The following is a 24134-nucleotide window of genomic DNA, read 5'->3' as shown; positions in this document are numbered from 1 at the left end:
GCGCCCCCCGTCCGGGAAACGCCCAAGGCGCCGAAACCGTTCGCCCCGCTCTCGGCCCGCGGGGCCGGTCTAGATCACGACCGTGATCGCCCGCGCGGCCCGGGTCAGGCCCGTATAGAGCCAGCGGGCGCGGTGCTCGCGGAAGGCGTAGGATTCGTCGAAGAGGACGACCTTGTCCCATTGCGAGCCCTGGGCCTTGTGCACGGTGAGCGCGTAGCCGTAGGTGAACTCGTCCGTCTCCCGCCGCAGGTAGAGCGGGATCTCCTCCTCCGAGCCCTCGATCACCTGGCGCAGGACCTTGATGTCGACGGCGCGCTTGCGCAGAGCCGGGTCGTCGTCCGGCACCACGTCGAGGCGGATCGTGTCGGGCCGCGGCGGGGCGCGCAGGGCCTGCACCGTCCAAGTCGAGCCGTTGAGCAAGCCCTTGGTGCGGTCGTTCCTCAGGCAGACCAGCTTCTCGCCGATGGAGGGCATCGGGTCGGTATGGCCGGCGAGCTCCCGCAGGCGGTTGTTGTAGAGCCGGCGGGTGCGGTTGAGGCCCACCAGCACCTGGTCGCAATCGAGCACCTGGGCCGGGTCGATGTCCCGGCGGCGGATCACCCGGCTCTCGCCGTACGCGCCCACCTCCAGCCGGCCGCCCTCGCGGATGGTCATGGCCATGCGCACGATCGGATCGTCCTTGGCCTGCCGGTGCACGTCGGTGAGCATCACGTCCGGCTCGGCCTCGGTGAAGAAGCCGCCGCCGCGCACGGGGGGCAGCTGGGCCGGGTCGCCGAGCACCAGCACCGGCTTCTCGAAGGAGAGAAGGTCGTTGCCGAGATCGGCATCGACCATCGAGCATTCGTCGATGACGATGAGGTCGGCCTTGGCCGCCGGGCCGGAGCGGTTGAGGGTAAAGGTCGGGCCGCCCTCGTCCGCCTCCCGCGTGCGGTAGATCAGGCTGTGGATCGTGGCCGCGTCCGGGCAGCCGCGGGCACGCATCACCGAGGCGGCCTTGCCGGTGAAGGCGCCGAACACCGTCGCGCCCTCGAAATCCTCGGCGATGCGGCGGGCCAGCGTGGTCTTGCCGGTGCCGGCATAGCCGAACAGGCGGAAGACCTGCTCGCCGCCGCCCTTCATCCAGGCGGCGATGGCCTTCAGCGCCGCCTCCTGCTGGGGGGCGAAGCCGTCCATCACGGCCAGCGGACGGTCGGGGGCAGGGAGGACAGGATCGAGGCGACGTTGCCGCCGGTCTTCAGGCCGAAGATGGTGCCGCGGTCGTAGAGCAGATTGAACTCCACGTAGCGCCCGCGCCGCACCTGCTGCTCCAGCCGGTCGGCCTCCGTCCAGGCGGTGGCGAGGTTGCGCCAGACGATCTCGGGATAGGCCTTGAGGAAGGCCTCGCCCACGTCGCGGGTGAAGGCGAGGTCGGCATTCGGGTCGCCGGTCCAGTGATAGTCGTAGAAGATGCCGCCGATGCCCCGGGGCTCCTTGCGGTGCGGCAGGTAGAAGTACTCGTCGCACCAAGCCTTGTAGAGCCCGTAATCGGCAGCCGGGGCATGGGCCTCGCAGGCCGCACGCATCGCCGCGTGGAAGATCTGCGTGTCCGCATCCTCCTGGTTGCGCCGGCGGTCGAGCACGGGGGTGAGGTCTGCCCCGCCGCCGAACCAGGTCTTGGTGGTGACGACGAAGCGGGTGTTCATGTGCACGGTGGGCACATGCGGGTTCCAGGGGTGGACGATCAGCGAGATGCCGGTGGCGAAGAAGCGCGGATCCTCCGCCGCGCCCGGCATCTGCGCCCGGAATTCGGGGGCGAACTCGCCGTGCACGGTGGAGATGTGCACCCCCGCCTTCTCGAAGACCCGGCCCTTCAGCATGGACATGACGCCGCCGCCCCCGGGTGCGCCGCTATGGTCGGTGCGCTCCCAGGGCGTCTTCACGAAGCTGCCCGCCTCCTTCGGCGCGTCCGGGTGGAACGGCCCGGCGGCCTGGTCCTCCAGGGTCTCCAGGGCGGTCACGATCCGGTCGCGCAGGGTCGCGAACCAGGAGGCAGCCTCGCTCTTCAGGGCCGCGAGATCGTCCGCGGCGAGCGGCGCGACGTCGCCGAAGCGGGTCGCGTTGGGATGCGTCTTGGAAGGCTGCGTCATGGCCCAGGCTTTCCCATCAAGGGGGGAGGCCGTCAATTCGCCGTCACGCCGGACCACCGATCTGCCGCAGGGCCTCGCCCAGGATCATCGCCGCGCAGACCGCGACGTTGAGCGAGCGCATCCCTTCGCGGATCGGCACGACCACGCGCGCGTCGGCCGCCGCATGCACCGCCTCGGGCACCCCGGCCGATTCGCGCCCGACCATCAGGCAATCCCCGTCCCGGAAGCCGAAGCCCGTATAGGACGACGAACCCTTGGTCGTGGCGAGCACCAGGCGGAGCCCGGCCCCGCGCCGCCACTCCTCGAAGGCCGCCCAGGAGCGATGCCGGGTGATGGCGACATGGTCGAGATAATCGAGCCCCGAGCGGCGCAGGTGCCGGTCGGACACATCGAAGCCCGCGGGCTCGATGATCTCGACGGCGATGCCTAGGCAGGCGGCCATGCGCAGCATGGTGCCGGTGTTCTGGGGAATGTCGGGCTGGTAGAGGGCGAGGCGCAGCATCGCCCGGGGAATAGCGCGATCGGCGGCGCCGGAGGAGGGCTTCCTCCGTCGGCCTCCGCCCGATCCGTCCCCGCTCCACGGCGTGGGACTGCCTCGCCCGGAACGCAGCACATCAATCTGCTAGGAACAGGATCGCCTTGATCCTGCGCGCCGTGAAAGGCGTGGAGCATCTCGGCTTAAGCAGCAAATGCAACAAGGAGTGGAATCATCAACTTGACGGCTCCCCAATTGGGGACAGCCGATGATATCGTACGTTCGTGCTCTACGAACTGTGCTCGGACTTCCTCATCTACGTTCAAGCCATTGGACCGGCTTGGTATAGCGTCCTTGCCTTGTCGGTTCCGTTCGTCGTGAACAAGGCGCTTAATAGCTCGGAGCGTTATCGTAAGTGGGCAAGCAATCTTGCTCTTCCCGCTGTCCATCGGGCAATATTTTTCGGGCTGTTGCTTGTAGGTATGTTTTGGGCTGGATTCATCGCTTGGAGAGATGAGCGCACAGCTAGAATCAAAGCAGAATCAATTTACTCCGACCTAGTTGCAAGAGAAAGATCGGCAATCTTACCTGTCTCCCGCCTTGAAGCCAGGATAATTGGTCAGTCTACGATCCCCAACGCCCTCGATATTGAGCTACGAAATAGCGGCACTATACCTGCCGAGATATACTTATCCGTACTCACACTGCAGTATGTAGACGAAATCCCCACATCAGAAAACTCTACTTCGGTGATGAGATCAATTGAAAATTTCATCATGAAGACAACCCTGAAGGATGGGGCGGAAATGCAAATACTGCCAAATCATTGGCAAAAATATACATCAAAAATAAAATACAAAGATGGAACCGCAGAGGAAGATGGCGCGCACTATCAAAAATTTTTAACCGGAAGTAGTCGTGTTTTCTTAGGACTAGCAGCCTTGTTCAAGGACGAATCCCTATTGATAAAAAATCAATATAGACTTGTAAAATATTGTGCCTATTACCAAAATGGCGATTTCTCAAACTACTTTCTTTGTCCAGGAGAAAATAAGACAATAATCATAAATAGGTAATTTTGGCATATATATTTTAGTATCTCACTCCCTCTGCTCCAATTCGGTCTTTCATGGTTTCTTCGGGCAGGTCAGATCGCTGATTAGGGTCTCTGCCAGAACCACCTTCACGCGGGTTTGTCCTTGTCGCTTATGCCCAGCGCCGCCCAGATGCGCGCGAAGGCGTCCTGGACAGCGACGACCCGACCCACTTCGGCCTCGGCGATTCCCTCTGTTAGAACCTTATCGAGGGCGCGAAGCTTCGCCTCCCGATCCCGTTCGACCAGATATTGTCCCCTGACGAGATCCCGGATGTATTCGCTCGGCGTCGCTAAGGTGCCCTTAACGCACCTTGGCGCTCACAGAGTGAGCAAGCTCGAGGGTGAGGGCGATGGTCATCTGACCGCCAGGTTATCGGCCTGATCAGGCCCCGCGCGTCTCTCAAGTACCGTACAGCGATCGTGACTGTTTGACAGTGCGGGTCCCCGGGAGGCCTTGCTCTGGCGGCAGGTCCACGGGGAGCGGGCAGCGGGACCGAAGCGCCTCTCGTCCCCATGCGCCGGGCGGGAGGCTCCGCGGCATTGTCCCCGGTTGGTCGGGGCGCGGATCGACTTATGTGAAGGCGGGTCGCCCCCTGAGTCGCTCCCCCCGAGACACGTGTGGTCCCCATGTTCCTCGACTGGCTCGAGCGCCGCATCGACCTGTTCGCGCCCTTCGACGACCGGGCGATGCCGCCCCGGACGGTGCTGGGCTTCGCCGCCTTCTACCTGCAGCCGATCCGCGGCGCCCTGCTGTTCCTGTTCCTGGTCGCGGTGGCCGCGGGTTCGGTGGAGGCCTCGCTCTACCTGCTGATGCGCTGGTTCATCGACCTGATGAACACCACCGACCGGACGCGCCTGCTCGCCGAGCACGGCACGGCCCTGGCGCTCGCCGCCGGCCTGCTGATCGTGGTGCGCCCCCTCACGATCTGGCTGCACGAGGTCGCCTCGAACCAGCTCTTGGTGCCGCAATCCACCAACCAGATCCGCTGGCGCACCCATCTCTACACGCTCGGCCACGCCCTCTCGTATTTCCAGGCGGATTTCGCCGGGCGGCTCGCCAACCGCGTGGTGCAGGTGGGCCCGGCGGTGCGCGAGCTCGCGGTCGTGTTCATCGACACGCTGCTCTATGTGGCGATCTACGCCGTCACCGCGATCGGGCTGTTCTCCTCGATCTCGGGCTGGCTCGCCCTGCCGGTGCTGGTCTGGGTCGGGGCCTATGCGGCGCTCACCGCCTGGTTCGTGCCCCGCGCCCGCACGCGCTCGCACAAGACGGCCGAGACCCGCTCGACCCTGATCGGCCGGGTGGTCGACACCTACACCAACATCCTCACCGTGAAGCTCTTCGCCCGCGACCGCGAGGAGCGCGCCGCCGTGCGCGACGCCCTGGAGACGCATAACCGGGCCTATCTCCGCCAGTTCCGGCTGGTGACGCTGACGACGAGCCTGCTCGGCCTGCTCAACAGCCTGCTGATCCTCTCCACCGCCGCGGCCTGCCTGACGCTCTGGCAGCGGGAAGCCATGACCACGGGGGAGGCGGCGGCCGGCCTCGCCCTGATCCTGCGCCTGATGGCGATGTCGGGCTGGGTGATGCAGACGATCCGCGGCGTGTTCGAGAATGTCGGCGTGATCCAGGAGAGCATGCAGACCATCGCCCGGCCCCACGCCCTGGTCGATGCGGAAGGGGCCGGCACGCTCCGGGTGAGCGGCGGCGAGATCCGCTTCGACAAGGTCGATTTCCATTACGGCCGGGGCGACGCCAGCATCATCGAGAACCTCTCGTTCCGCATCCAGGCCGGCGAGAAGGTCGGGCTCGTGGGCGTCAGCGGCGCCGGCAAGACCACGATCACCGCCCTGCTCCTGCGCCTGCACGACCTCGAGGGCGGGCGCATCACCATCGACGGGCAGGACATCGCCGGTGTCAGCCAGGAATCCCTGCGCGGCGCCATCGCCGTGGTCACGCAGGACACCTCGCTGCTGCACCGCTCGATCCGCGACAACATCGCCTATGGCCGCCCCGACGCGACCGATGCCGAGATCGAGCGCGCGGCCCGGCTCGCCGAGGCCGACGGCTTCATCCGCAGCCTCGTCGACCACCAGGGGCGGCGGGGCTACGAGGCGCATGTGGGCGAGCGCGGGGTGAAGCTCTCCGGCGGCCAGCGCCAGCGCATCGCCATCGCCCGCGTGATCCTCAAGGACGCGCCGATCCTGATCCTGGACGAGGCCACCTCCGCCCTCGACAGCCAGGTGGAGGCGGCGATCCAGGACAGCCTCGACACGCTGATGCAGGGCAAGACCGTGCTCGCCATCGCCCACCGCCTCTCGACCATCGCGGCCCTCGACCGGCTGATCGTGATCGACCGCGGGCGGATCGTGGAGGAGGGCAGCCATGCCGAGCTGATCCGCCGGGGCGGGCTTTACGCCGCCCTGTGGCACCGGCAATCGGGGGGCTTTCTCGGCTCCGAAACCCCGGGCGAAGGCTTCGAGGCCGGCTCCGAGGCCGCCCCCTCGTAGCCTCGGAGCGGCCGGCAACCAGGAACCTTCCCATGACGACCCCGTACCTCGCGGAGCCGGCCAGCCTGCGCCCCGGCCGCCGGACACCCTGGCGCGCCGAGTTGCGCGCGACCCTGGCCCTCGCCGCGCCGCTGGTGCTGACCAACCTGGCCCAGCTCGGGCTCACCGCCTCCAACACGGTGCTGCTCGGGCGGCTCGGCGCCGAGCCCCTGGCCGCGGGGGCGCTCGCCACGGGCCTGTTCACCCTGCTCCTGATCGGCGGGATCGGGCTCACCTCCGCGGTGCTGCCTTTGGTCGCGGAGGCCGCGGGCGGCGACGGCGACGCGGCCGGGATCCGGCGGACGGTCCGGGCCGGCTTCTGGGCGGCGGCCCTGTTCACGGCCCCGCTGATGCCGGTGCTGTGGCAGGCCGAGCCGATCCTCCTGCGGATCGGCCAGGACCCGGCCGTGGCGCGGGATGCGGGCGCTTACTTGCGCGTCCTGCAATGGTGGATGGCGCCGGCCCTGCTGTTCATGGTGCTGCGCGGCTTCCTCTCCGCCCTGCAGCGGCCGGCCTGGCCGATGGCGGTGAGCTTCGCCGCCCTGCCGGTCAATCTCGGCCTCGGGCTGTTCCTGGCCTTCGGGCCGCCGCAGCTCGGCATCGTCGGCGTCGGGCTCGCCACCACGCTCACGGAATGCGGCTCCTTCGCGGCCCTGGCCCTCGTGGTCTCCCTCGATCCGCAGCTCGCCCGCTACCGCCTGTTCGCCGGCCTGTGGCGGCCGGATCGCGCGCGCCTGCGCCACCTCCTCGGGCTCGGCCTGCCCATGGCGGCCACGGGGCTCGCCGAGGCGGGCCTGTTCGAATCGGCAGCGATCATGGTCGGCGTGTTCGGCGCGACGCAGCTCGCCGCCCATGCCGTCACCATCCAGATCGCCGCCTGCTGCTTCATGGTGCCGAACGGGGTGGGGCAGGCCGCCTCCGTCCGGGTCGGCCGCGCCCTCGGGGCCGGCGACCGCGCCGCCCTGCGCCGGGCCGGCGCCGTGGCGCTGGCCCTCGGGCTCGCCTTCATGGCCCTGTGCGCCCTGGCGCAGGTGACGATCCCCGAGAGGCTGATCGGCCTGTTCCTCGATGCGGACGCGCCGGGTGCGGCGGCGGTGCTGCCGGTCGCGGTCTCCTTCCTGGCGATCTCCGCGGTGTTCGCCATGGCCGACGGCACCCAGACCGTGGCGCTCGGGGCGCTGCGCGGCCTGCAGGACACCCGGGTGCCGATGCTGATCGCGCTGGCCGGCTACTGGGGCGTCGGCGTGCCCGCCGGCGCCCTCCTGGCCTGGGGCGCGGGCCTCGAGGGCCGGGGCATCTGGATGGGCTTCTGCGCCGGCCTCCTCGTGGTCTCGGTGCTGCTCGTCGCCCGCTGGCGGCGGCTCAGCCGGTCGGAAGCGGGGCTACGCGCGGACGCCTGACAACCCGGAACAATCCTGCCGGTTTTGCTGTCGCACCGCACCCTCTCAGTCTGGACACATTCGTATCTGGCATGGCAGACACGCCACACAAACAGACAAGCAGGCGGGTTCACCCCCCGCTTCGCAGTGCGAAAGGGTGCTCGGCGGCATCCGCCGTCGTGAAAGGCCGATCGTCACGGACGTGACGCGCACGATCCTGCCCGTTCGATTCGGCAGGACAATGCAGGTGCGTCCGGGCGGTCCGAAGCGACTGGGGAGTCGAAACTTGGCGAACAGCTCGGCCACCGCCACGCCCGAAGCCGTCGACGGCGGCAAACGCGATTTCCTGTTCCTGGCGACCGGCGCCGGCCTCGCCGTGGGCGCGGGCGCCGTCGCCTGGCCGCTCGTCGCCTCCATGTCCCCCGATGCCGCGACCATCGCGGCCGGCGCCCCGATCGAGGTCGATCTCGCGCCGATCAGCGACGGCCAGATCGTCAACGTGTTCTGGCGCGGCAAGTTGATCTTCGTGCGCAAGCTGACGGAGAAGGAGATCACGGACATGAAGGCCGTGCCCCTCTCCGAGATGATCGACCCCGCCCCCTTCGACAAGCGGGTGAAGGCCGGCCACGACCAGTGGCTCGTGGCCTACGGCAACTGCACCCATCTCGGCTGCGTGCCGATCGGCCATTCCGGCAATTACGAGGGCTGGGCCTGCCCCTGCCACGGCTCGCAGTTCGATGCGGTCGGCCGCGTGCGCCGCGGCCCGGCGCCGATCAACCTGCCGATCCCGCCCTACGCCTTCGAAACCGACACCAAGCTGAAGATCGGCGAGGAGGGCGGCAAGGCGGCCGCCTGAGGACCCCGAACGACGCGACAGACAGAGGCGGGTAGCCCAGGAGCAGCGCACCCCATGAGCAGCGCACACGCGACCTCGACCTACATCCCGAAGAGCCGTCTCGCGAAATGGTTCGAGTCGCGCCTGCCCCTGGTCGGGCTGGTGCACTCGTCCTTCATCGCCTACCCGGTGCCGCGCAACCTCAACTATTTCTGGACCTTCGGCGCCATCCTCTCGGCCTTCCTCGGGATCCAGATCGTCACCGGCGTCTGGCTGGCGATGCATTACGATCCGAGCGCCGCCAACGCCTTCGAGAGCGTCGAGCACATCATGCGCGACGTGAATTACGGCTGGCTGCTGCGCTACGCCCACGCCAACGGCGCGTCGATGTTCTTCGTCGCCGTCTACGTGCACATCTTCCGGGCGCTCTATTACGGGTCCTACAAGGCCCCGCGCGAGGTGCTCTATCTGCTCGGCGTCATCATCTACCTGCTGATGATGGCCACCGCCTTCCTCGGCTACACCCTGCCCTGGGGCCAGATGAGCTTCTGGGGCGCCACCGTCATCACCAATATCCTGGCGGCGATCCCGGTGGTGGGCGACACCATCCAGAGCCTGCTCTGGGGCGGCTACTCGGTCGGCAACCCGACCATCAACCGCTTCTTCTCGCTGCACTACCTGCTGCCCTGGATGATCGCCGGCGTCGTCGTGCTCCACATCTGGGCGCTGCACGTCACCGGCCAGAACAACCCGGCGGGCATCCCGATCAAGTCGAGCAAGGACGCGGTGCCCTTCACCCCCTACGCGACCATCAAGGACGTGTTCGCGACGGTGGCGTTCTTCATCCTGTTCGCCTGGTTCATCTTCTTCCAGCCGAACTATCTCGGCCACGCCGACAACTACGTCCCGGCCAACCCGGCCGTCACCCCCGCCCATATCGTGCCGGAATGGTACTTCCTGCCCTTCTACGCGATCCTGCGCGCGGTGCCGGACAAGCTCGGCGGCGTGGTGCTGATGTTCGGCGCGGTGATCATCCTCGCCTTCGCCCCCTGGCTCGACACCTCGCGGGTGCGCTCGACGAATTACCGCCCGGTCTACAAGGTGTTCTTCTGGGTGTTCGTCTTCAACGCCATCCTGCTCGGCTGGCTCGGCGCCAAGCCGCCGGAGGGCGCCTACGTGCTCGTCTCGCGCATCTGCACCGTCTACTACTTCGCCCACTTCCTGATCGTGATGCCCCTGGTCGGCCTGTTCGAGACGCCGGATCCGGTGCCGGGCTCGATCCTCGAGAGCGTGACCGGACCGGGCAAGCAGGTGAGCGGGTCGGGCCTTCCGGCGGGCGCGGCCGCCGAGCCGGCGAAGAAGGGCTGAGGGTGAGGATGATGCGTATCGGACATCTCGCCGCCGCCGCCCTGCTCGCCGCAGGCCTCGGTCTCTCCTTCGGCCTCGCCCCGGCGCGGGCCGAGGAGGGCCACGGCGCCAACCCGCCCCGGGAGCACTGGAGCTTCGCCGGCGTGTTCGGCCGCTTCGACCAGGCCCAGCTCCAGCGCGGCTTCCAGATCTACAAGGAAGTCTGCTCCAACTGCCACGCGATGAAGCTCGTCGCCTTCCGCAACCTCGCGGAGGAGGGAGGCCCGGGCTTCTCCGAGGGCCAGGTCAAGGCGCTGGCCGAGACCTACAAGCTCAAGGAGCTGAACGACAACGGCGAGGAGGTCGAGCGCCCGGCCCGCCCGGCGGACCGCTTCCCGCCGCCCTTCCCGAACGACAAGGCGGCCGCCGCCGCCAATGGCGGCAAGACCCCGCCGGACTTCTCGGTGCTGGCCAAGGCCCGCACCTTCGAACGCGGCTTCCCCTGGTTCCTGGTCGATGTGCTGCCCTTCGTCGGCTATTCGGAGCAGGGGGTCGACTACATCCACGCCCTGCTCACCGGCTACGAGGAGCCCCCGAAGGGCTTCGAGATGCCGGCCAGCGGCCACTACAACAAGTGGTACCCGGGCCACATCATCGCCATGCCCCCGCCGATCTCGGACGGGCAGGTGGAATACCCGAAGAACGACAAGGGCCAGCCGGTGGTGCCGGAGACCGTCGAGCAGTACTCGCACGACGTCGCCGCCTTCATGGCCTGGGCGGCCGAGCCGCACATGATGGCCCGCAAGGCCCTCGGCTTCCGGGTGATCCTGTTCCTGATCCTCCTGGCGGGCCTGCTCTATTACGTGAAGAAGCAGATCTGGAAGAAGGTCGGCGGCGAGGTGCACGGGCTCCAGCCGGAGCTGCACAAGGCCTATTGAGGCCCGCGCCCCGCACATCGACGATCGATCGGCAACGGGCCCCGCGCGGGCCCGTTCGCTTGCGCGGCGGCGCGTCCGGCGCCAGAAGGTCCCCACCCGATCCGGGCCTTCCCCTCGGGAGGGCGGATCCGGGCTTCGCTCAGGCGCCGCGCGGGCCGGGCAGATGCGGGATCGAGAGGTCCCCGATGACGCGGAAGGATCAGGCATGACGGCAGCGGTTCTCGGCGTGATGGGCGGCTCCGGCGTCTACGAGCTGCCCGGTCTCGAGGACGTGCGCGAGGCGCGCATCGAGTCCCCCTGGGGCGAGCCCTCCGACGCCCTGCGCATCGGCCGGATCGGCGCGACCAAGGTGGTGTTCCTGGCCCGCCACGGCCGCGGCCACCGCCTCTCGCCCTCGGGCATCAACTACCGGGCCAATATCGACGTCCTGAAGCGGGCCGGGGTCACCGACCTCGTCGCGCTCTCCGCCTGCGGCTCCTTCCGCAACGAGCTGCATCCCGGCCTGTTCGTCCTCGTCGACCAGTTCGTCGACCGCACGGTGGGGCGCCCTTCCTCCTTCTTCGGGAATGGCTGCGTCGCCCATGTCTCCTTCGCGCATCCCGTCGGGCCGGGGCTGCAGCGGCGCATCCTGGCCGCCGCCGAGGCCGAGGAGATCCCGGTCCACAAGGGCGGCACCTATGTCTGCATGGAGGGGCCGCAATTCTCCACGGTCGCCGAGTCGAAGGCCTACAAGGCGCAGGGCTTCGACGTGATCGGCATGACCAACATGCCCGAGGCCAAGCTCGCCCGCGAGGCGGAGATCACCTATGCCACCATCGCCATGGTGACGGACTACGATTGCTGGCACCCGAACCACGACGTGGTCGACGTGGCCGCGGTGATCGCGGTGGCCCGCGCCAATGCGGACAAGGCCGCCCGCCTCGTCGCCCGCGTCGCCCGCGACTTCCCCGCCGAGCGCGAGGATTGCCCCGCCGGCTCCCACCGGGCCCTCGACGGCGCGATCATGACCGCCGCCGGCGCCCGCGACCCGGAGCTGCTCGCCAAGCTCGACGCGGTGGCCGGGCGGGTGCTGAAGGCCTGACCCGGCCCGCCGGGCGCTACCCGGCCTTCAGCGCCAGCGTCCGGTCGGGCTCCCGGCCGAAGCCCCGGATCGCCATGCGTGCCCCCTCCACCGTGACGAAGGCATAGGCGGAGGTGGTCGGCGTATCGACCATGCCGTGCAGATTCACGAAATGGACGCCGCCGGCCTCGCCGTAATTGCCGGCATGGTTGTGCCCGCAGAAATAGGCCAGCACGTGGGGCTGGGCGGTCAGCAGGCTCACGACCCGCTCCGAATCCCACAGATTGTGGGGATTGGCCGGATAGACCGGGTAATGGCCCATCACGATCACCCGCTCGCCGCGTCTGGCCGCGGCCGCGAGCGTCTCGCCGAGCCAGGCGAATTGCCGGTCGCTCAAGGAGCCGTTCCAGGGCTTGGCGTTCTCCGCCCCCGCCTCGGCGAGCTTGCGCAGGCGCTCGGCGGCGAGCTCCCGGCGCGGATCGCCCGGGGGCGGGGCGAAGAGCGAGACCTCGTTGCCGTCGAGGACGACGAAGCGGAGGCCGCCGACCGCGAAGTCGTAGTAGCTGCGTTCGAGCCCGAGCAGGGTCATCGCCGCGTTCAGCTCCTCGGCGGCGACGGAGAAATCGTGGTTGCCGAGGAGGAAGACCTTGTCGTGGCGCAGGCGGCCATAGACCTGCAGGATCGGATCGAAGCTCGCCCGGTCGCGGTCGATCACGTCGCCGAGGGTCGCCACGAAGCGCAGGTCCTGCCCGTTGAAGGCGTCGACGGCCTCGCGCAGCTTCCACAGGCTCTCGGAATAGTAGCGGTTCAGGGGCAGGTTGGGCGGCGCGGGGGCGTATTGCGGATCGGCGACGAGGCCGAAGCGCACCGGCCCCTCCGCCGCCGCGGCCGGGCCGGGATAGGACGCCGCCAGCATCGCCGCGCCCGCGGACAGGATGGACCTGCGCGACACCATTCCGCTCCTCCGGTTTTCCGCGGCGCGCCGCGCCCGGAACGGGCGACACTCGCCGCCCGCCGTGACCGCCCTGTGACGATCCCGGCGCGGACACCCTTCCCCCCGCCCGGGAAAGCGCTCTAAAAGGCGGACCCGGCCGAAAAGGCCGCCCGTTGGTCCCGAAGGCTCCGAGTTCATCCGATGCGTGCCGCCAGCATCAGCCGCAAGACGGCGGAAACCGACGTCGCCGTCTCGATCGCCCTCGACGGCACGGGCAAGGCCAGCATCGACACGGGCGTCGGCTTCCTCGACCACATGCTGGAGCTGCTCGCCCGGCACGCCCTGTTCGATCTCGACGTGAAGGTCGAGGGCGACCTGCATGTCGACCAGCACCACACCACGGAGGATGCGGGCATCGCCCTGGGCCAGGCCTTCGCCAAGGCGCTCGGGGACAAGCGCGGCATCGCCCGCTACGCCGACCTCCACCTGCCCATGGACGAGACGCTCTCCCGCGTCGCCATCGACATCTCGGGCCGGCCCTTCCTGGTGTTCCGCACCCAGTTCCGCGTCGAGAAGATCGGCCAGTTCGACACCGAGCTCGTGCGCGAGTGGTTCCAGGCCTTCGCCATGAATGCCGGCATCACCCTCCACGTGGAGACGCTCTACGGCGAGAACGCCCACCACATCGCCGAGAGCTGCTTCAAGGGCCTCGCCCGGGCCCTGCGCGCGGCGGTGGCCGTCGACCCCCGCGAGGAAGGCCGCGTGCCCTCGACCAAGGGATCGCTCTGATGGGCCTCCGGATGCGCACCTACACCCTGCACCTGCCCGAGGGGGCCTTGCGCGGCGATGCCCGGGCCCTGGACCGCGCCCACATGGTGCCGGACGGCTTCTCCTGGCCGGCCTTCGCCTTCACGGCCCTGTGGTTCTTCTTCCACCGGCTCTGGCTCGCCGGCGCCCTCGTCCTCGCCTTCCTGGTGGCCCTGGCGGTCGGCGGGCGCCTGCTCGGCCTCACCCCCTGGGCGGGTATCCTGGTCAGCCTGCTCGCCGCGATTCTGATCGGGCTCGAGGCCGCGAGCCTGCGCCGCTGGACCTATGCCCGGAACGGCCGCCCGGCCCGGGACGCGGTGATCGCGGCCTCGTCCGAGGAGGCCGAGGCCAAGGCCGTCGCCCGCTGGCTCGATCCCGCCGGCACCGGCATCCCGGTCACCGTGCGCCCCGCCGCCCGGCGGCGCGACGAGGAGGTGATCGGCCTGTTTCCCGCCAGCGAGGGTTCGCGGTGAGCACGCAGACCGTCGCGATCATCGATTACGGCTCGGGCAACCTGCATTCGGCCACCAAGGCCTTCGAGCGGGCGGCCCGGGAGGCGGGGCTCGACGGCACCCGCATCCGCGTCACCGACGAGCCCGAGGTCGTGGCCGCGGCCGACCGCATCGTCCTGCCGGGCGTCGGCGCCTATGCCGATTGCCGGCGCGGCCTCGACGCGGTCTCCGGCATGGTCGAGGCGATGACGGAGGCCGCGCAGCGCCGCGGTCGCCCCTTCCTCGGCATCTGCGTCGGCATGCAGCTGATGGCGAGCCGCGGCCTCGAATACGAGACCACGGAGGGCCTTGGCTGGATCCCCGGCGACGTGGCCCCCATCACCCCCGCCGATCCCGCCCTCAAGATCCCGCATATGGGCTGGAACACCCTGCGCCTCGACCGGGAGCAGGCCCTGTTCGAGGGGATCCCGACCGGCGAGGACGGCCTGCATGCCTATTTCGTGCACAGCTTCGCCCTCGTGCCGCAGAACCCGCAGGACGTCGTGGCCCATGCCGATTACGGCGGCCCCGTCACGGCGGCGGTGGCCCGCGACAACCTGGCGGGCATGCAGTTCCACCCGGAGAAGAGCCAGCGCCTCGGCCTTGCGCTCATCGCCAACTTTTTGCGCTGGCGGCCCTGAGGCGAGGGAGCCGACACTGGCTCCGATTCGGTCCGCAACCTGAAGGTATCTCGACCCGTGATCCTGTTTCCGGCGATCGACCTCAAGGAGGGGCGCTGCGTCCGCCTCGTCCAGGGCGACATGGCCCAGGCCAAGGTGTTCAACGACGATCCGGCCGCGCAAGGCGAGGCGTTCGAGCGGCAGGGGTTTTCCTGGCTGCACGTGGTGGATCTCGACGGCGCCTTCGCCGGTGCCCCGCGCAACGCCGCCGCGGTGGACGCGATCCTCGCCCGGGTGCGCCTGCCGGTGCAGCTCGGCGGCGGCATCCGCGAGATGCGCACGCTGGAAGCCTGGCTGGAGAAGGGCGTGAGCCGCGTCATCATCGGCACCGCCGCCGTGCGCGACCCCGCCTTCGTGCACGAGGCGGCCCGGCGCCATCCCGGCCGCATCGCGGTCGGCATCGACGCCAAGGACGGGCTCGTGGCGGTGGAGGGCTGGGCCCAGACCTCCAGCATGACCGCGGAGGATCTCGGCCGCCGCTTCGAGGATGCGGGCGTGGCCGCCATCATCTACACCGACATCGCCCGGGACGGCATCCTGAAGGGGCTCAACATCGAGATGACCCTGGCCCTCGCCGAGGCGGTCTCGATCCCCGTCATCGCCTCGGGGGGCCTCGCCTCGATCGACGACGTGCACCGGCTGCTCGAGCCCGATTGCGCCAAGCTCGCCGGCGCCATCACGGGCCGCGCCCTCTATGACGGGCGCATCGACCCGAAGGAGGCCCTCGACGCCATCGCCCAGGCGGCCAAGCGCCTCGCTTCGTGATCGCCGACGCCCGAGGGACCTCCGTTGCTCAAGACCCGCATCATCCCCTGCCTCGACGTCAAGGACGGCCGCGTGGTCAAGGGCGTGCAGTTCCTGGAACTGCGCGACGCCGGCGATCCGGTGGAATCGGCCAAGGCCTATGATGCGGCCGGGGCCGACGAGCTCTGCTTCCTCGACATCACCGCGAGCCACGAGGACCGCGGCACCCTGCTCGACGTGGTGAGCCGCACCGCAGAGGCCTGCTTTATGCCGCTCACGGTCGGGGGCGGGGTGCGCACCGTCGCCGACGTGCGCACGCTCCTGCTCGCGGGCGCCGACAAGGTCGGCATCAACACCGCCGCGGTGAACAACCCGGACGTGGTCGCGGCGGCGGCGGAAAAGTTCGGCGACCAGTGCATCGTCGTCGCCATCGACGCCAAGCGCGTCTCGGGGTCGGGCGAGACGCCGCGCTGGGAGATCTTCACCCATGGCGGCCGCAAGCCGACGGGGATCGACGCGGTCGCCTTCGCCCGGATGATCACCGAGCGCGGGGCGGGCGAACTGCTCGTGACCTCCATGGACAAGGACGGCACGCGCTCGGGCTACGACATCGCGCTCACCCGGGCGATCGCCGACGCGGTGCGGGTGCCGGTGATCGCCTCCGGCGGCGTCGGCGGCCTCGACGACCTCGTGGCCGGGGTGCGCGACGGGGGCGCCAGCGCCGTGCTCGCCGCCTCGATCTTCCATTTCGGGCAGCACAGCATCGGCGAGGCCAAGGCCCACATGGCCGCGGCCGGGCTGGCCATGCGGCTCGACCCGTAACCCACGGACCGCAACGCTCAGGCCCGAGGCGATAGGATGGACCGTCGTCGTCAATTCGGCCCCTTGACCCGGGCCACGGGCCTCATCAGGGTCCTGAGCCGGCAGCACGCCTCCGCGTGCCCATCTGCGCGGATGGCATGACTCGCTACACCCTGAACGACCTCGCCGCCCTGATCGATCGCCGGGCCCAGTCGCCCGCCGACGAATCCTATACGGCCAAGCTCCTCGCCGCCGCCCCCGTGAAGCCCGCCAAGAAGCTCGGCGAGGAGGCGGTGGAAGCGGCCATCGCCGCGGTGCAGGGCGACCGCAAGAACCTCGTTCTGGAGGCGGCGGACGTGCTCTACCACCTCCTCGTGGTGCTCAAGGCGGGCGGCGTCACCCTCGACGAGGTGATGGCGGAGCTGGAGCGGCGCACGGCCCAGAGCGGTCTCGCCGAGAAAGCCGCGCGGAGGGGCACATGATCGGGGCCCCGATCCCGGAGACGGGCGTCGCGCCGGGCGATGCCCAGAATCCGGTGACGGGGGAAGGCCCGAGCGGCCTCTCGCCCTACCGCATCTTCGCCCGGGAGGAATGGGCGCAGCTGCGCGCCGACACGCCCCTGACCCTCACCGTCGACGACATCACCCGGCTGCAATCGATCAACGACCCGATCTCCATCGAGGAGGTCGTGGCGATCTACCTGCCGCTCTCGCGCCTGCTCTCCCTCTACGTCGCGGCGACGCAGGGCCTGTTCAAGGCGACCCAGCGCTTCCTCCTGGCCGAGCGCGAGGCCAAGGTCCCCTACATCATCGGTCTGGCCGGCTCGGTCGCGGTGGGCAAATCGACCACCGCCCGCGTGCTCAAGGCCCTGCTCGCCCGCTGGCCGAACACGCCGAAGGTCGACCTCATCACCACCGACGGCTTCCTCTACCCCAATGCCGAGCTCCAGCGCATGGGCGCGATGGAGCGCAAGGGCTTTCCCGAGAGCTACGACAGCACGGCGCTCCTGCGCTTCCTCTCCGACATCAAGGCCGGCCATCGCCGGGTCTCGGCGCCGGTCTATTCCCACCTCGTCTACGACGTGGTGCCGGGCGAGGAGCAGGTGATCGAATCGCCCGACATCCTGATCGTCGAGGGACTGAACGTGCTGCAGCCCGCCCGCCTGCCCCGGGACGGTACGGCGATCCCCTTCGTCTCCGACTTCTTCGACTTCTCGATCTATCTCGACGGGCACGAGGACGACCTGCACCGCTGGTACGTCACGCGCTTCCTGAAGCTGCGCCAGACCGCCTTCCGCGACCCGCTCTCCTATTTCCGCAAATACGCGGAGATCGGCGAGGAGGAGGCCCTGGACACCGCCGACCACCTCTGGACCACGATCAACCTGCCCAACCTGCGCGACAACATCCTGCCGACCCGCCAGCGGGCCAGCCTGATCCTCGCCAAGGGCGCGAGCCACCGCATCGAGAGCGTGGCCCTGCGGCGGTTGTGAGGAGGGGCCGCCAGGCCATCGTCATCGCGACCGCCGCGTCGCCCTACGGAATTTCCATCGGCACGGCCTTCTCGCTGGATCGGCGAATGGATGTCAGGGTTCGTCGCCGGATCAGGCCGCTGACCGGACGGATGAGATACCAGTAGGGCGTGAAACGAGCCCGGGCACCGGCATCGACACAGACGACCCGTGTCTCGGTCGAGAGCCGGCAGAGGCCTTGCCCTCTCGGCTCCACGGCGAAATTGAGCACGAGCTTGGCAATCCCCGGCTGATCGAGCGCCCGGAACGCGCTTCCACTTGCGATGGGCGTGAGGTCGAAATCGGACCGCCAGAAACGCCCGGCCAGTCCGTAGACGATCTCCTCGTCGTTGCTGTCCAGCAGGGTAAAGGTGTCGAGCCCGAAGGCGCGCCGATCCGTCAGGGGCCGCGGCGAGACACGCCGACCGATCCGCAGGGGCAGTTCTCGCAGGCCCATCATGGCTTTGAAGAACGGATCGGTCTCGGTGCGATAGGAGCGCGCGGCCAGTAGGATGGTCCGGGGAGGGGCTTCGATCTCGAGACTGTGCCGTTCGCGAAATTGCGGATGGGGCAGGTAGGTGTCGATCAGCGCCATCACGACTCTCGATGGGAGGGGAGCGGGATCCTTACGGGGGCATCCCCTCCTGCAGCCAGTGTTTCATGCCCCTGCGCAGATGGCTGTGTCAGGCGCGCGCCCTCCGACCGAAACCATCTTCTGCCGCCGCGGGCACATTGGCCGCGGCATAGCAGACGTTTCTCTCGAACGGCTCGGCTTGCCCGCAAATCGCCGCGGCCTGCCCTGGGGATGCCACAAGCGCAGCCGTGTTTGCGCCACATCTGTCAACGAGCTTTCGACCTGTGAAGACCGGGGGCAACGGTCACAACAGGGTGAGTCGGGAGACGATGCAGGGCCGCGCGATCGGATCGACGCAGACCGCCTCCGCCATGGGCGGACGCACCAGGCCGCAGGCGCGGCGCGACGTGATCGCGCTGGGTGGCGGCATCGGCAGGCTCCACGGCAACCGCGCCGCGCTCCTGCGCTCGATCCTGTCGATGACGCTCCTGGCCGGCGGCCTGAGCGCGGTCCTTCTCAATGCGGGCACCGATCTCGGCCGGGCCGAGGCCTCGACGACCCATCTGGCCGAGATCTCGATGCCCAGGCCCCGCCTCCAGGCGCTCGCGCCGGAGGCGCCCAAGCCCGTGGTCCTGAAGGCCTCCGCCAGCTTCGCCGCCGTGCACGACCTCGACACCGAGCTCGGCGCGGGCACCGTCGACCGGGTCTCCTACGACTTCCTCCTGTCGCAGACCTCCACCGGCGACCCGAACGACATCCTCGAATTCGGGCCGATGAAGATCCGCCGCCACCTCGTGCAGAAGATCGTGCGGGCGGCGCAGGAGGTGCAGACCGATCCGGTGCTGCTGATGGCGGTGGCCGACAAGGAATCGAGCTTCATCACCGCGGTCCAGGCCAAGACCTCCTCGGCCACGGGCCTCTACCAGTTCATCGAGCGGACCTGGCTGAGCGTGGTGCGGGATTTCGGCGCCCAGCACGGGCTCGCCGCCGAGGCCGCCCTCGTCACCAGCGACGCCAACGACAAGCCGGTGATCGCGGATCCGGGCGAGCGCGCCCGGGTGCTGGAGCTGCGCCGCGACCCCTATCTCTCCGCCGTGATGGCCGGCGAGATGCTCAAGCGCGACGCCGCCCGCATCGCGCTCACCATCGGCCGCGAGCTGACGCTCGGCGAGATCTACCTCGCCCACTTCCTCGGCCCGGACGATGCCGAGCAGTTCCTCGCCACCGTGGTCGACAAGCCGAAATCCGCCGCCGCGGCCCTGCTGCCGGGGCCGGCCAAGGCCAACCGCTCGATCTTCTTCGGGGCCGCCGTCGGCCGCGGCCGTCACCGCAAGCCGGTCAGCCTCTCCGTCGCCCAGGTCCACGAGAAATTCGAGGCGATGATGAGCGCCCGCGGCGACCGCTACCGCGACGTCACCACGGTGGCCGGCATCACCCCGAAGGACGTGCTCGCCTATGCCGATGCCGCCGCCGTGCGGGCCGAGTGAGCCGGGCCTCGAACGCCCGACTTGGCTAGTGAACAAGCCGTGAAACGGCCGCCGTCCCGCAACTGACGGCGTCCTGCCGACTTTTTAAGAGGCATCCCGCGTCCTGCGGGGCCTCGCATGTCGGAGGAACCCGGTGCTGAAAGCCAACGGCACGCCACCCGATCACCCCGTCCAGGCCGCCGGCGGCGACCCGCTGCTGCCGGGCCTGCGCCTCGACCAGATCGGCCAGGCGCTGGCCTCCTTCTACGACGATCTCGTCGCCGAGGGCGTGCCCGAGCACCTCGCGGTGCTGGTGCGCCGGGTCAAGCAGGCGGGCGCACGGGTGCCGGGGCAAGAGACGCGCCTCGCCATCGTCGTGGAGGACGAGCCGGAGATCCGTGCGCTGGCCGAGGGCCTGCTGGCGGAGACCGAGCTCGCGGTGATCGGCTGCGACACCGCCGAGAAGGCCCTGGCCGTGCTGCAGGAGCGCGGCGCCCATGTCGCCCTCGTCTTCGCCGATATCCGCCTCGCCGGCGCCATGGACGGGATCCAGCTCGCCCGGGCGGTGGCGACCCTGTGGCCGCGGGCGCGTTTGGTGGTCACCTCGGGCGCGGCCCACGAGCGCCGCGACGAGATCCCGGACCAGGCCGTGTTCATCCCGAAACCCTGGCGGGCGGACGACATCCTCGGCGAGGCCGAGCGCGCCGCCCGGGAGTCCGCACCCCTCATCGCCTGAGGCGGACGATTGTATTCCCGCCCCGATCGGGACTAGCTGCGAGCATTCGTGGCGCGCATCGTCACGGCTCCGTGCGGCCTCACACGACGACGCGGTGACGAAACAGGCGATAGGCGTGGAACCGCGTGCCGACGGTCACGCTTGTATAGCAAAGATTATTGCACAGGTAGGCAGACCATGAAGTCCCTGGCCTCTGTTCTCGCCGGCGCGATCGGCGCGTGTCTTCTTGCGACCACTGCGGCTCAGGCCGTCCCCTACGACCCCTTCGCCGGCAACGACGCCGACGATTACTACGCAGAGGATGGCGGCCAGGGCGGCTGGCCCGTCCAGGGCCCCTATGGCGGCCAGGGCGGCTATTACGGGCAGGGCCAGCAGGCTTCGCCCCAGGCCCAGGTCGCGCCGATCCCGCGGGAGGTCGTCGCCTTCGACGGCAACTACGCCCCGGGCACCATCGTGGTCTCCACCGCCGAGCGGCGCCTGTATTTCGTGATGCCGGGCGGCCGGGCGATGCGCTACGGCGTCGGCGTCGGCCGGCCGGGCTTCACCTGGTCGGGGGTGAACAAGATCACCGCCAAGAAGGAATGGCCGTCCTGGACGCCGCCCAAGGCCATGCTCGCCCGCCGCCCCGACCTGCCGCGCTACATGGCCGGCGGCATCGAGAACCCGCTCGGCGCCCGCGCCATGTATATCGGCAATTCCGAATACCGGATCCACGGCTCCAACGAGCCGGACACGATCGGCCAGGCCGTCTCCTCGGGCTGCATCCGCATGACCAACGACGACGTGACCGATCTCTACGAGCGCGTGAGGATCGGCGCCAAGGTCGTCGTGCTGAACTGAGGCCCTGAGGTTCCTTTAGAAAAAGAGCCGCGCCGGGCGCAGGGCCCGGCGCGGCTCTGTCACGGGCCGGCTCAGGGCACCACGCGCCCGACCGCGGTCTGCGGGCCGCTCAGCGGCGCGACCGGCGTCTCGCAATAGCAGCGGGCGCCGAGGGGGCGCGGGCCGGGGAGGGGGCAGGAGAAGGGCTGCAGCCCGGTCAGGCCGTTCTGCACCGCGTCGCAATTGAGCCCGGTCGCGCGGTAGCGCGGCGGGGGCGCGTAGCGGCGGGGCGGCGGCGCGTCGTAGGGATCGCGATACTCGCGGTAATAGCCGCGCGGGGGCGGCGGGTCGTCGTAGTACTGGGCTTGCGCGGCCTGGGAAGCGAAAACGGCGGACAGGGCCGCGATCGCCAGGCCGAAGCGAGAGGCTGATCGCATCGGGATCGATCTCCTTCGTGTCGAGCCGCGCCTCGTAGCGCGGACAGGGGTGAACGGCTAGGCCGGGTCGATCCCGATCCCGTGCGCGACGCCGGATCGGTGCCGGCGGCACCGGATCATCAGTCGTCGAAATCGTCGTGGTGAGGGTGGTGGTGACGGTGCCGCCGCTCGAAGAAGGCGGGGCGGTCGTCGTCGTGATGGTGGTGACGGCGGACCATCACGTGGTCGTGGTCGCCGTGGTGATCGCGCCGGATCTCCTCGTGATGGTGATGGCGCGGGCCGAATTCGAAGTCCTGGGCCGCGGCCGCCAGCGGGCTCAGCAGGCAGGCCGCGGCGGCGAGGGCGACGAGAGACCTTTTCATGCGGATTCTCCCCGGGATCGGATCGGGGGAGGCTGGGTCGGCGGCCGTGAACCCGCCCTGAAGGCGCCGTTCAGTGATCCCGCGGCTTGTGAGGCACCGCCCGAGTGCCCATAAGAGGCGCGATGAGCAGGGCGCGACGCCAGCGGGCCTTCGGAGCCGGAACGGGATGGAGGGCCATGGCCCTCCGTGCCCTCGCGCTCGTCCTCGCCCTGGCCATCGCCGCGCCGATGACGGGGCTCGCCCAAGACATCGCCTTTCACCAGGACCTCGCCTTTCATGAGGGCCATGCCCACGGGCAGGGCCTGGTGACGGCGGAAGCCGGCCCGGCCGAGAGCCCTTCCGTCGATCCCGGCATCGCCTCCCACGCCCATTGCGGCTGCCATCTCGTCGCGACCCTCGATTCCGGCGGCACGGTGCCGATGCCCGCCGCCACCCGCCGCTATGCGACCGCGGCGATCCTGGAGCCGGCCTCGGCCGATCCGGTCTTGCCCGCCCGGCCACCCCGCGCCTGACGCCGGCGCGCTTCGGCGCGCATCCGGTCCGCAGGCCGTCCCGGCGGCGGATCCGCCCATCCCTCCCGATCCCAGGGGCCGCCCGGCATCCCCCGTTCCGCCGCGGCTGGCCCCGTCGTGAGTGCGGCTCATGCGCATCGTCAACACCCTGATCCTGTCCCTGTCCCTCCTCGCCGCCGGCCTTGCCCTCGGGAGCACGGTCCCGGCCGTGTCCGAACGCGTCCGCGCCAGTCTCGGCTTCGAGACAGGCGGGACGCCGCCGATGCCCGCCGCGTCCGGCCCGAACCCGGATGCCGCGCGGCACGAGGTTTCCGCGGACGGCCACAGCCAGGCCGGGCACGTCCACTCAGAAACCGAGGGCGAGGAGGGGCATGTCAGGATGACGCCCGAGCAGGTCGAGGCCCAGGATATCCGGGTGGCGAGGGCCGAGGGCGGGGTGCTCGCCCGGCACATCCTCGTGCCCGGCACGATCACGCCGGATGCCGACCGGATCGCCCGGGTGCCGGCCCGGGTCGTGGGCACCGTCGCCGAGATGCGCAAGCGCCTGGGCGACGCCGTGACCAAGGACGAGGTCGTCGCCGTCCTCGACAGCCGCGAGGTGGCCGATGCCAAGAGCGAATACCTGACCGCCTCCGTGAAGGCCGAGCTGGAGAAGACGAATTTCGAGCGGCAGCAAGCGCTCTGGGACAAGCGCATCTCGGCCGAATCCACCTTCCTCAACGCCAAGGCCGTCTTTTCGGAAGCGACCCTGCGCCAGGACCTCGCCCGGCAGAAGCTCTCCGCCCTCGGCCTGAACGCGGCGGAGGTGGCCAAGCTCGCCAAGCAGGACGAGACCACGCCGAACAGCTCGACCCTGCGCCAGTACGAGCTGCGCGCGCCGCTCACCGGCCGAATCGTCGAGCGCAAGGTCGATGTCGGCACCGCGGTCGGCAAGGAGGGCGACCCGGCCGATCTCTACACCGTGGCCGATCTCTCCACCGTCTGGATCGAACTCTCGGTGCCGACCGCCGACCTCGTCCACGTGAAGGAGGGGGCGAACGTCACCGTGACCCCGCGCCAGGAGGGATCGGGCCGCCACGAGCAGGGAAAGGTAATCTTCGTGAGCCCCCTGCTCAACGCCGAGACCCGGGCCGCCCGGGTCGTGGTCGCCCTGCCCAACGGCGACATGGCCTGGCGCCCCGGCACCTACGTTACCGCCGAGGTCGAGATCGCGCAGGACAGGGTGCCGGTGCGGGTGCCGAAATCCGCCCTGCAGAGCATCGAGGGGAAGCGGGTCGTCTTCGTGCGCACGGAGGAGGGTTTCGAGAGGCGCGCGGTCGAACTCGGACGCTCGGACGACGACGCCTTCGAGGTCGCCGCCGGATTGAAGCCGGGCGAGGACATCGCCGTGGCCAACACCTTCCTCCTCAAGGCCGAGCTCGGAAAGAGCGAAGCCGGCCACGCCCATTGAGGAGA

Annotated in this window: 26 protein-coding genes; 19 read left to right on the top strand and 7 right to left on the bottom strand. The window is 69.4% G+C overall.

Going from position 1 to position 24134, the window contains the following annotated elements; translation table 11 throughout:
• Positions 1-69: 69 nt before the first annotated feature.
• The 3 genes from MMB17_RS05930 to MMB17_RS05920 are packed head-to-tail and all read right to left on the bottom strand — an operon-like array spanning position 70 to position 2628.
• Positions 70-1173 (bottom strand): ATP-dependent DNA helicase, encoded by a 1104-nt coding sequence (locus tag MMB17_RS05930; RefSeq protein ID WP_238309566.1) that lies wholly within the window; start codon positions 1171-1173, stop codon positions 70-72.
• Positions 1173-2126, bottom strand: a complete 954-nt coding sequence (hemF, locus tag MMB17_RS05925; RefSeq protein ID WP_241101418.1) for an oxygen-dependent coproporphyrinogen oxidase — start codon at positions 2124-2126, stop codon at positions 1173-1175. Before hemF ends, MMB17_RS05930 begins: the two co-directional genes overlap by 1 nt.
• 43 nt (positions 2127-2169) lie before the next feature.
• Positions 2170-2628 (bottom strand): tRNA (cytidine(34)-2'-O)-methyltransferase, encoded by a 459-nt coding sequence (locus MMB17_RS05920; protein ID WP_241101417.1) that lies wholly within the window; start codon positions 2626-2628, stop codon positions 2170-2172.
• 257 nt (positions 2629-2885) lie between these two features.
• Between MMB17_RS05920 and MMB17_RS05915 the strand changes: the two genes are divergently transcribed.
• The 7 genes from MMB17_RS05915 (at position 2886) to MMB17_RS05885 (ending at position 11827) form a co-directional block, all read left to right on the top strand.
• On the top strand, positions 2886-3677 hold the full coding sequence (locus MMB17_RS05915; protein WP_241101416.1) for a hypothetical protein: 792 nt from the start codon (positions 2886-2888) through the stop codon (positions 3675-3677).
• Positions 3678-4324: 647 nt separating this feature from the next.
• Positions 4325-6208: an ABC transporter ATP-binding protein gene (locus MMB17_RS05910; protein ID WP_241102129.1), complete on the top strand. Its 1884-nt coding sequence runs from the start codon at positions 4325-4327 to the stop codon at positions 6206-6208.
• Between the two features lie 32 nt (positions 6209-6240).
• Complete coding sequence (locus MMB17_RS05905; RefSeq protein ID WP_241101415.1) at positions 6241-7647, top strand: MATE family efflux transporter; 1407 nt, start codon at positions 6241-6243, stop codon at positions 7645-7647.
• 265 nt (positions 7648-7912) lie between these two features.
• Complete coding sequence (gene petA / locus MMB17_RS05900) at positions 7913-8482, top strand: ubiquinol-cytochrome c reductase iron-sulfur subunit (RefSeq protein ID WP_238309571.1); 570 nt, start codon at positions 7913-7915, stop codon at positions 8480-8482.
• 54 nt (positions 8483-8536) lie between these two features.
• Entirely contained in the window at positions 8537-9829 is a 1293-nt protein-coding gene (locus tag MMB17_RS05895) for a cytochrome b (protein ID WP_238309572.1), read from the top strand.
• An 11-nt stretch (positions 9830-9840) separates the two neighbouring features.
• Positions 9841-10746 carry a cytochrome c1 gene (locus MMB17_RS05890; protein WP_238309655.1) on the top strand — a complete coding sequence of 302 codons (906 nt, stop codon included), beginning with the start codon at positions 9841-9843 and terminating at the stop codon, positions 10744-10746.
• A 205-nt stretch (positions 10747-10951) separates the two neighbouring features.
• Entirely contained in the window at positions 10952-11827 is an 876-nt protein-coding gene (locus tag MMB17_RS05885) for an S-methyl-5'-thioadenosine phosphorylase (protein ID WP_238309573.1), read from the top strand.
• Positions 11828-11843: 16 nt separating this feature from the next.
• Here MMB17_RS05885 and MMB17_RS05880 read toward each other — a convergent pair whose 3' ends face one another.
• Positions 11844-12761, bottom strand: a complete 918-nt coding sequence (locus MMB17_RS05880; RefSeq protein WP_241101414.1) for a metallophosphoesterase — start codon at positions 12759-12761, stop codon at positions 11844-11846.
• A 180-nt stretch (positions 12762-12941) separates the two neighbouring features.
• On the opposite strand from MMB17_RS05880, the gene hisB reads away from it, so the two are divergent.
• The 7 genes from hisB to coaA all read left to right on the top strand — a co-directional run bounded on the left by hisB (position 12942) and on the right by coaA (position 17755).
• On the top strand, positions 12942-13529 hold the full coding sequence (gene hisB / locus MMB17_RS05875) for an imidazoleglycerol-phosphate dehydratase HisB (RefSeq protein ID WP_238309575.1): 588 nt from the start codon (positions 12942-12944) through the stop codon (positions 13527-13529).
• Between the two features lie 11 nt (positions 13530-13540).
• Positions 13541-14020 (top strand): DUF2628 domain-containing protein, encoded by a 480-nt coding sequence (locus MMB17_RS05870; protein ID WP_238309656.1) that lies wholly within the window; start codon positions 13541-13543, stop codon positions 14018-14020.
• The gene (hisH, locus tag MMB17_RS05865; RefSeq protein ID WP_241101413.1) at positions 14017-14679 is read left to right on the top strand and encodes an imidazole glycerol phosphate synthase subunit HisH; all 663 of its coding nucleotides are present in this window, start codon (positions 14017-14019) and stop codon (positions 14677-14679) included. The genes MMB17_RS05870 and hisH overlap by 4 nt, the downstream gene beginning before the upstream one ends.
• Positions 14680-14736: 57 nt before the next feature.
• Positions 14737-15483 (top strand): 1-(5-phosphoribosyl)-5-[(5-phosphoribosylamino)methylideneamino]imidazole-4-carboxamide isomerase, encoded by a 747-nt coding sequence (gene hisA, locus MMB17_RS05860; protein ID WP_238309577.1) that lies wholly within the window; start codon positions 14737-14739, stop codon positions 15481-15483.
• A gap of 24 nt (positions 15484-15507) precedes the next feature.
• On the top strand, positions 15508-16284 hold the full coding sequence (gene hisF, locus MMB17_RS05855; RefSeq protein WP_241101412.1) for an imidazole glycerol phosphate synthase subunit HisF: 777 nt from the start codon (positions 15508-15510) through the stop codon (positions 16282-16284).
• A gap of 137 nt (positions 16285-16421) precedes the next feature.
• Positions 16422-16745: a phosphoribosyl-ATP diphosphatase gene (locus tag MMB17_RS05850; RefSeq protein ID WP_238309579.1), complete on the top strand. Its 324-nt coding sequence runs from the start codon at positions 16422-16424 to the stop codon at positions 16743-16745.
• Positions 16742-17755: a type I pantothenate kinase gene (coaA, locus tag MMB17_RS05845; RefSeq protein ID WP_238309580.1), complete on the top strand. Its 1014-nt coding sequence runs from the start codon at positions 16742-16744 to the stop codon at positions 17753-17755. The genes MMB17_RS05850 and coaA overlap by 4 nt, the downstream gene beginning before the upstream one ends.
• Positions 17756-17798: 43 nt before the next feature.
• Here the strand turns inward: coaA and MMB17_RS05840 are convergent, their stop codons facing one another.
• Positions 17799-18368 carry a hypothetical protein gene (locus MMB17_RS05840; protein WP_241101411.1) on the bottom strand — a complete coding sequence of 190 codons (570 nt, stop codon included), beginning with the start codon at positions 18366-18368 and terminating at the stop codon, positions 17799-17801.
• 308 nt (positions 18369-18676) lie between these two features.
• On the opposite strand from MMB17_RS05840, the gene MMB17_RS05835 reads away from it, so the two are divergent.
• The 3 genes from MMB17_RS05835 to MMB17_RS05825 all read left to right on the top strand — a co-directional run bounded on the left by MMB17_RS05835 (position 18677) and on the right by MMB17_RS05825 (position 21389).
• A complete protein-coding gene (locus MMB17_RS05835) occupies positions 18677-19834 on the top strand; it encodes a transglycosylase SLT domain-containing protein (RefSeq protein ID WP_241101410.1) in 1158 nt (385 codons plus the stop codon).
• Positions 19835-20039: 205 nt separating this feature from the next.
• A complete protein-coding gene (locus tag MMB17_RS05830) occupies positions 20040-20549 on the top strand; it encodes a response regulator (protein ID WP_241102128.1) in 510 nt (169 codons plus the stop codon).
• Positions 20550-20726: 177 nt separating this feature from the next.
• Positions 20727-21389, top strand: a complete 663-nt coding sequence (locus MMB17_RS05825; RefSeq protein WP_241101409.1) for a L,D-transpeptidase — start codon at positions 20727-20729, stop codon at positions 21387-21389.
• A gap of 71 nt (positions 21390-21460) precedes the next feature.
• Here MMB17_RS05825 and MMB17_RS05820 read toward each other — a convergent pair whose 3' ends face one another.
• Both MMB17_RS05820 and MMB17_RS05815 read right to left on the bottom strand, forming a co-directional pair.
• The gene (locus MMB17_RS05820) at positions 21461-21805 is read right to left on the bottom strand and encodes a hypothetical protein (RefSeq protein ID WP_238309584.1); all 345 of its coding nucleotides are present in this window, start codon (positions 21803-21805) and stop codon (positions 21461-21463) included.
• Between the two features lie 119 nt (positions 21806-21924).
• A complete protein-coding gene (locus MMB17_RS05815; protein WP_241101408.1) occupies positions 21925-22167 on the bottom strand; it encodes a hypothetical protein in 243 nt (80 codons plus the stop codon).
• Between the two features lie 176 nt (positions 22168-22343).
• Between MMB17_RS05815 and MMB17_RS05810 the strand changes: the two genes are divergently transcribed.
• Both MMB17_RS05810 and MMB17_RS05805 read left to right on the top strand, forming a co-directional pair.
• On the top strand, positions 22344-22679 hold the full coding sequence (locus tag MMB17_RS05810) for a hypothetical protein (RefSeq protein ID WP_241101407.1): 336 nt from the start codon (positions 22344-22346) through the stop codon (positions 22677-22679).
• A 130-nt stretch (positions 22680-22809) separates the two neighbouring features.
• Positions 22810-24129: an efflux RND transporter periplasmic adaptor subunit gene (locus MMB17_RS05805; protein ID WP_241101406.1), complete on the top strand. Its 1320-nt coding sequence runs from the start codon at positions 22810-22812 to the stop codon at positions 24127-24129.
• Positions 24130-24134: the final 5 nt, after the last annotated feature.

This window comes from Methylobacterium organophilum (assembly GCF_022533465.1).
GTDB classification, from domain to species: domain Bacteria; phylum Pseudomonadota; class Alphaproteobacteria; order Rhizobiales; family Beijerinckiaceae; genus Methylobacterium; species Methylobacterium organophilum.
The sequence above is the reverse complement of the archived record's forward strand: the minus strand, read 5'-3'. Positions and strand labels throughout refer to the sequence as shown.

Excerpts from the sequence above, each read along its gene's own strand:
- MMB17_RS05930 (WP_238309566.1), bottom strand. The coding sequence starts at position 1,173 with ATGGACGGCTTCGCCCCCCAGCAGGAGGCGGCGCTGAAGGCCATCGCC.
- hemF (WP_241101418.1), bottom strand. The coding sequence starts at position 2,126 with ATGACGCAGCCTTCCAAGACGCATCCCAACGCGACCCGCTTCGGCGAC.
- MMB17_RS05920 (WP_241101417.1), bottom strand. The coding sequence starts at position 2,628 with ATGCTGCGCCTCGCCCTCTACCAGCCCGACATTCCCCAGAACACCGGC.
- MMB17_RS05910 (WP_241102129.1), top strand. The coding sequence starts at position 4,325 with ATGTTCCTCGACTGGCTCGAGCGCCGCATCGACCTGTTCGCGCCCTTC.
- MMB17_RS05905 (WP_241101415.1), top strand. The coding sequence starts at position 6,241 with ATGACGACCCCGTACCTCGCGGAGCCGGCCAGCCTGCGCCCCGGCCGC.
- MMB17_RS05895 (WP_238309572.1), top strand. The coding sequence starts at position 8,537 with ATGAGCAGCGCACACGCGACCTCGACCTACATCCCGAAGAGCCGTCTC.
- MMB17_RS05890 (WP_238309655.1), top strand. The coding sequence starts at position 9,841 with ATGCGTATCGGACATCTCGCCGCCGCCGCCCTGCTCGCCGCAGGCCTC.
- MMB17_RS05885 (WP_238309573.1), top strand. The coding sequence starts at position 10,952 with ATGACGGCAGCGGTTCTCGGCGTGATGGGCGGCTCCGGCGTCTACGAG.
- MMB17_RS05880 (WP_241101414.1), bottom strand. The coding sequence starts at position 12,761 with ATGGTGTCGCGCAGGTCCATCCTGTCCGCGGGCGCGGCGATGCTGGCG.
- hisB (WP_238309575.1), top strand. The coding sequence starts at position 12,942 with ATGCGTGCCGCCAGCATCAGCCGCAAGACGGCGGAAACCGACGTCGCC.
- MMB17_RS05870 (WP_238309656.1), top strand. The coding sequence starts at position 13,541 with ATGCGCACCTACACCCTGCACCTGCCCGAGGGGGCCTTGCGCGGCGAT.
- MMB17_RS05850 (WP_238309579.1), top strand. The coding sequence starts at position 16,422 with ATGACTCGCTACACCCTGAACGACCTCGCCGCCCTGATCGATCGCCGG.
- coaA (WP_238309580.1), top strand. The coding sequence starts at position 16,742 with ATGATCGGGGCCCCGATCCCGGAGACGGGCGTCGCGCCGGGCGATGCC.
- MMB17_RS05840 (WP_241101411.1), bottom strand. The coding sequence starts at position 18,368 with ATGGCGCTGATCGACACCTACCTGCCCCATCCGCAATTTCGCGAACGG.
- MMB17_RS05835 (WP_241101410.1), top strand. The coding sequence starts at position 18,677 with ATGCAGGGCCGCGCGATCGGATCGACGCAGACCGCCTCCGCCATGGGC.
- MMB17_RS05825 (WP_241101409.1), top strand. The coding sequence starts at position 20,727 with ATGAAGTCCCTGGCCTCTGTTCTCGCCGGCGCGATCGGCGCGTGTCTT.
- MMB17_RS05820 (WP_238309584.1), bottom strand. The coding sequence starts at position 21,805 with ATGCGATCAGCCTCTCGCTTCGGCCTGGCGATCGCGGCCCTGTCCGCC.
- MMB17_RS05815 (WP_241101408.1), bottom strand. The coding sequence starts at position 22,167 with ATGAAAAGGTCTCTCGTCGCCCTCGCCGCCGCGGCCTGCCTGCTGAGC.
- MMB17_RS05810 (WP_241101407.1), top strand. The coding sequence starts at position 22,344 with ATGGCCCTCCGTGCCCTCGCGCTCGTCCTCGCCCTGGCCATCGCCGCG.
- MMB17_RS05805 (WP_241101406.1), top strand. The coding sequence starts at position 22,810 with ATGCGCATCGTCAACACCCTGATCCTGTCCCTGTCCCTCCTCGCCGCC.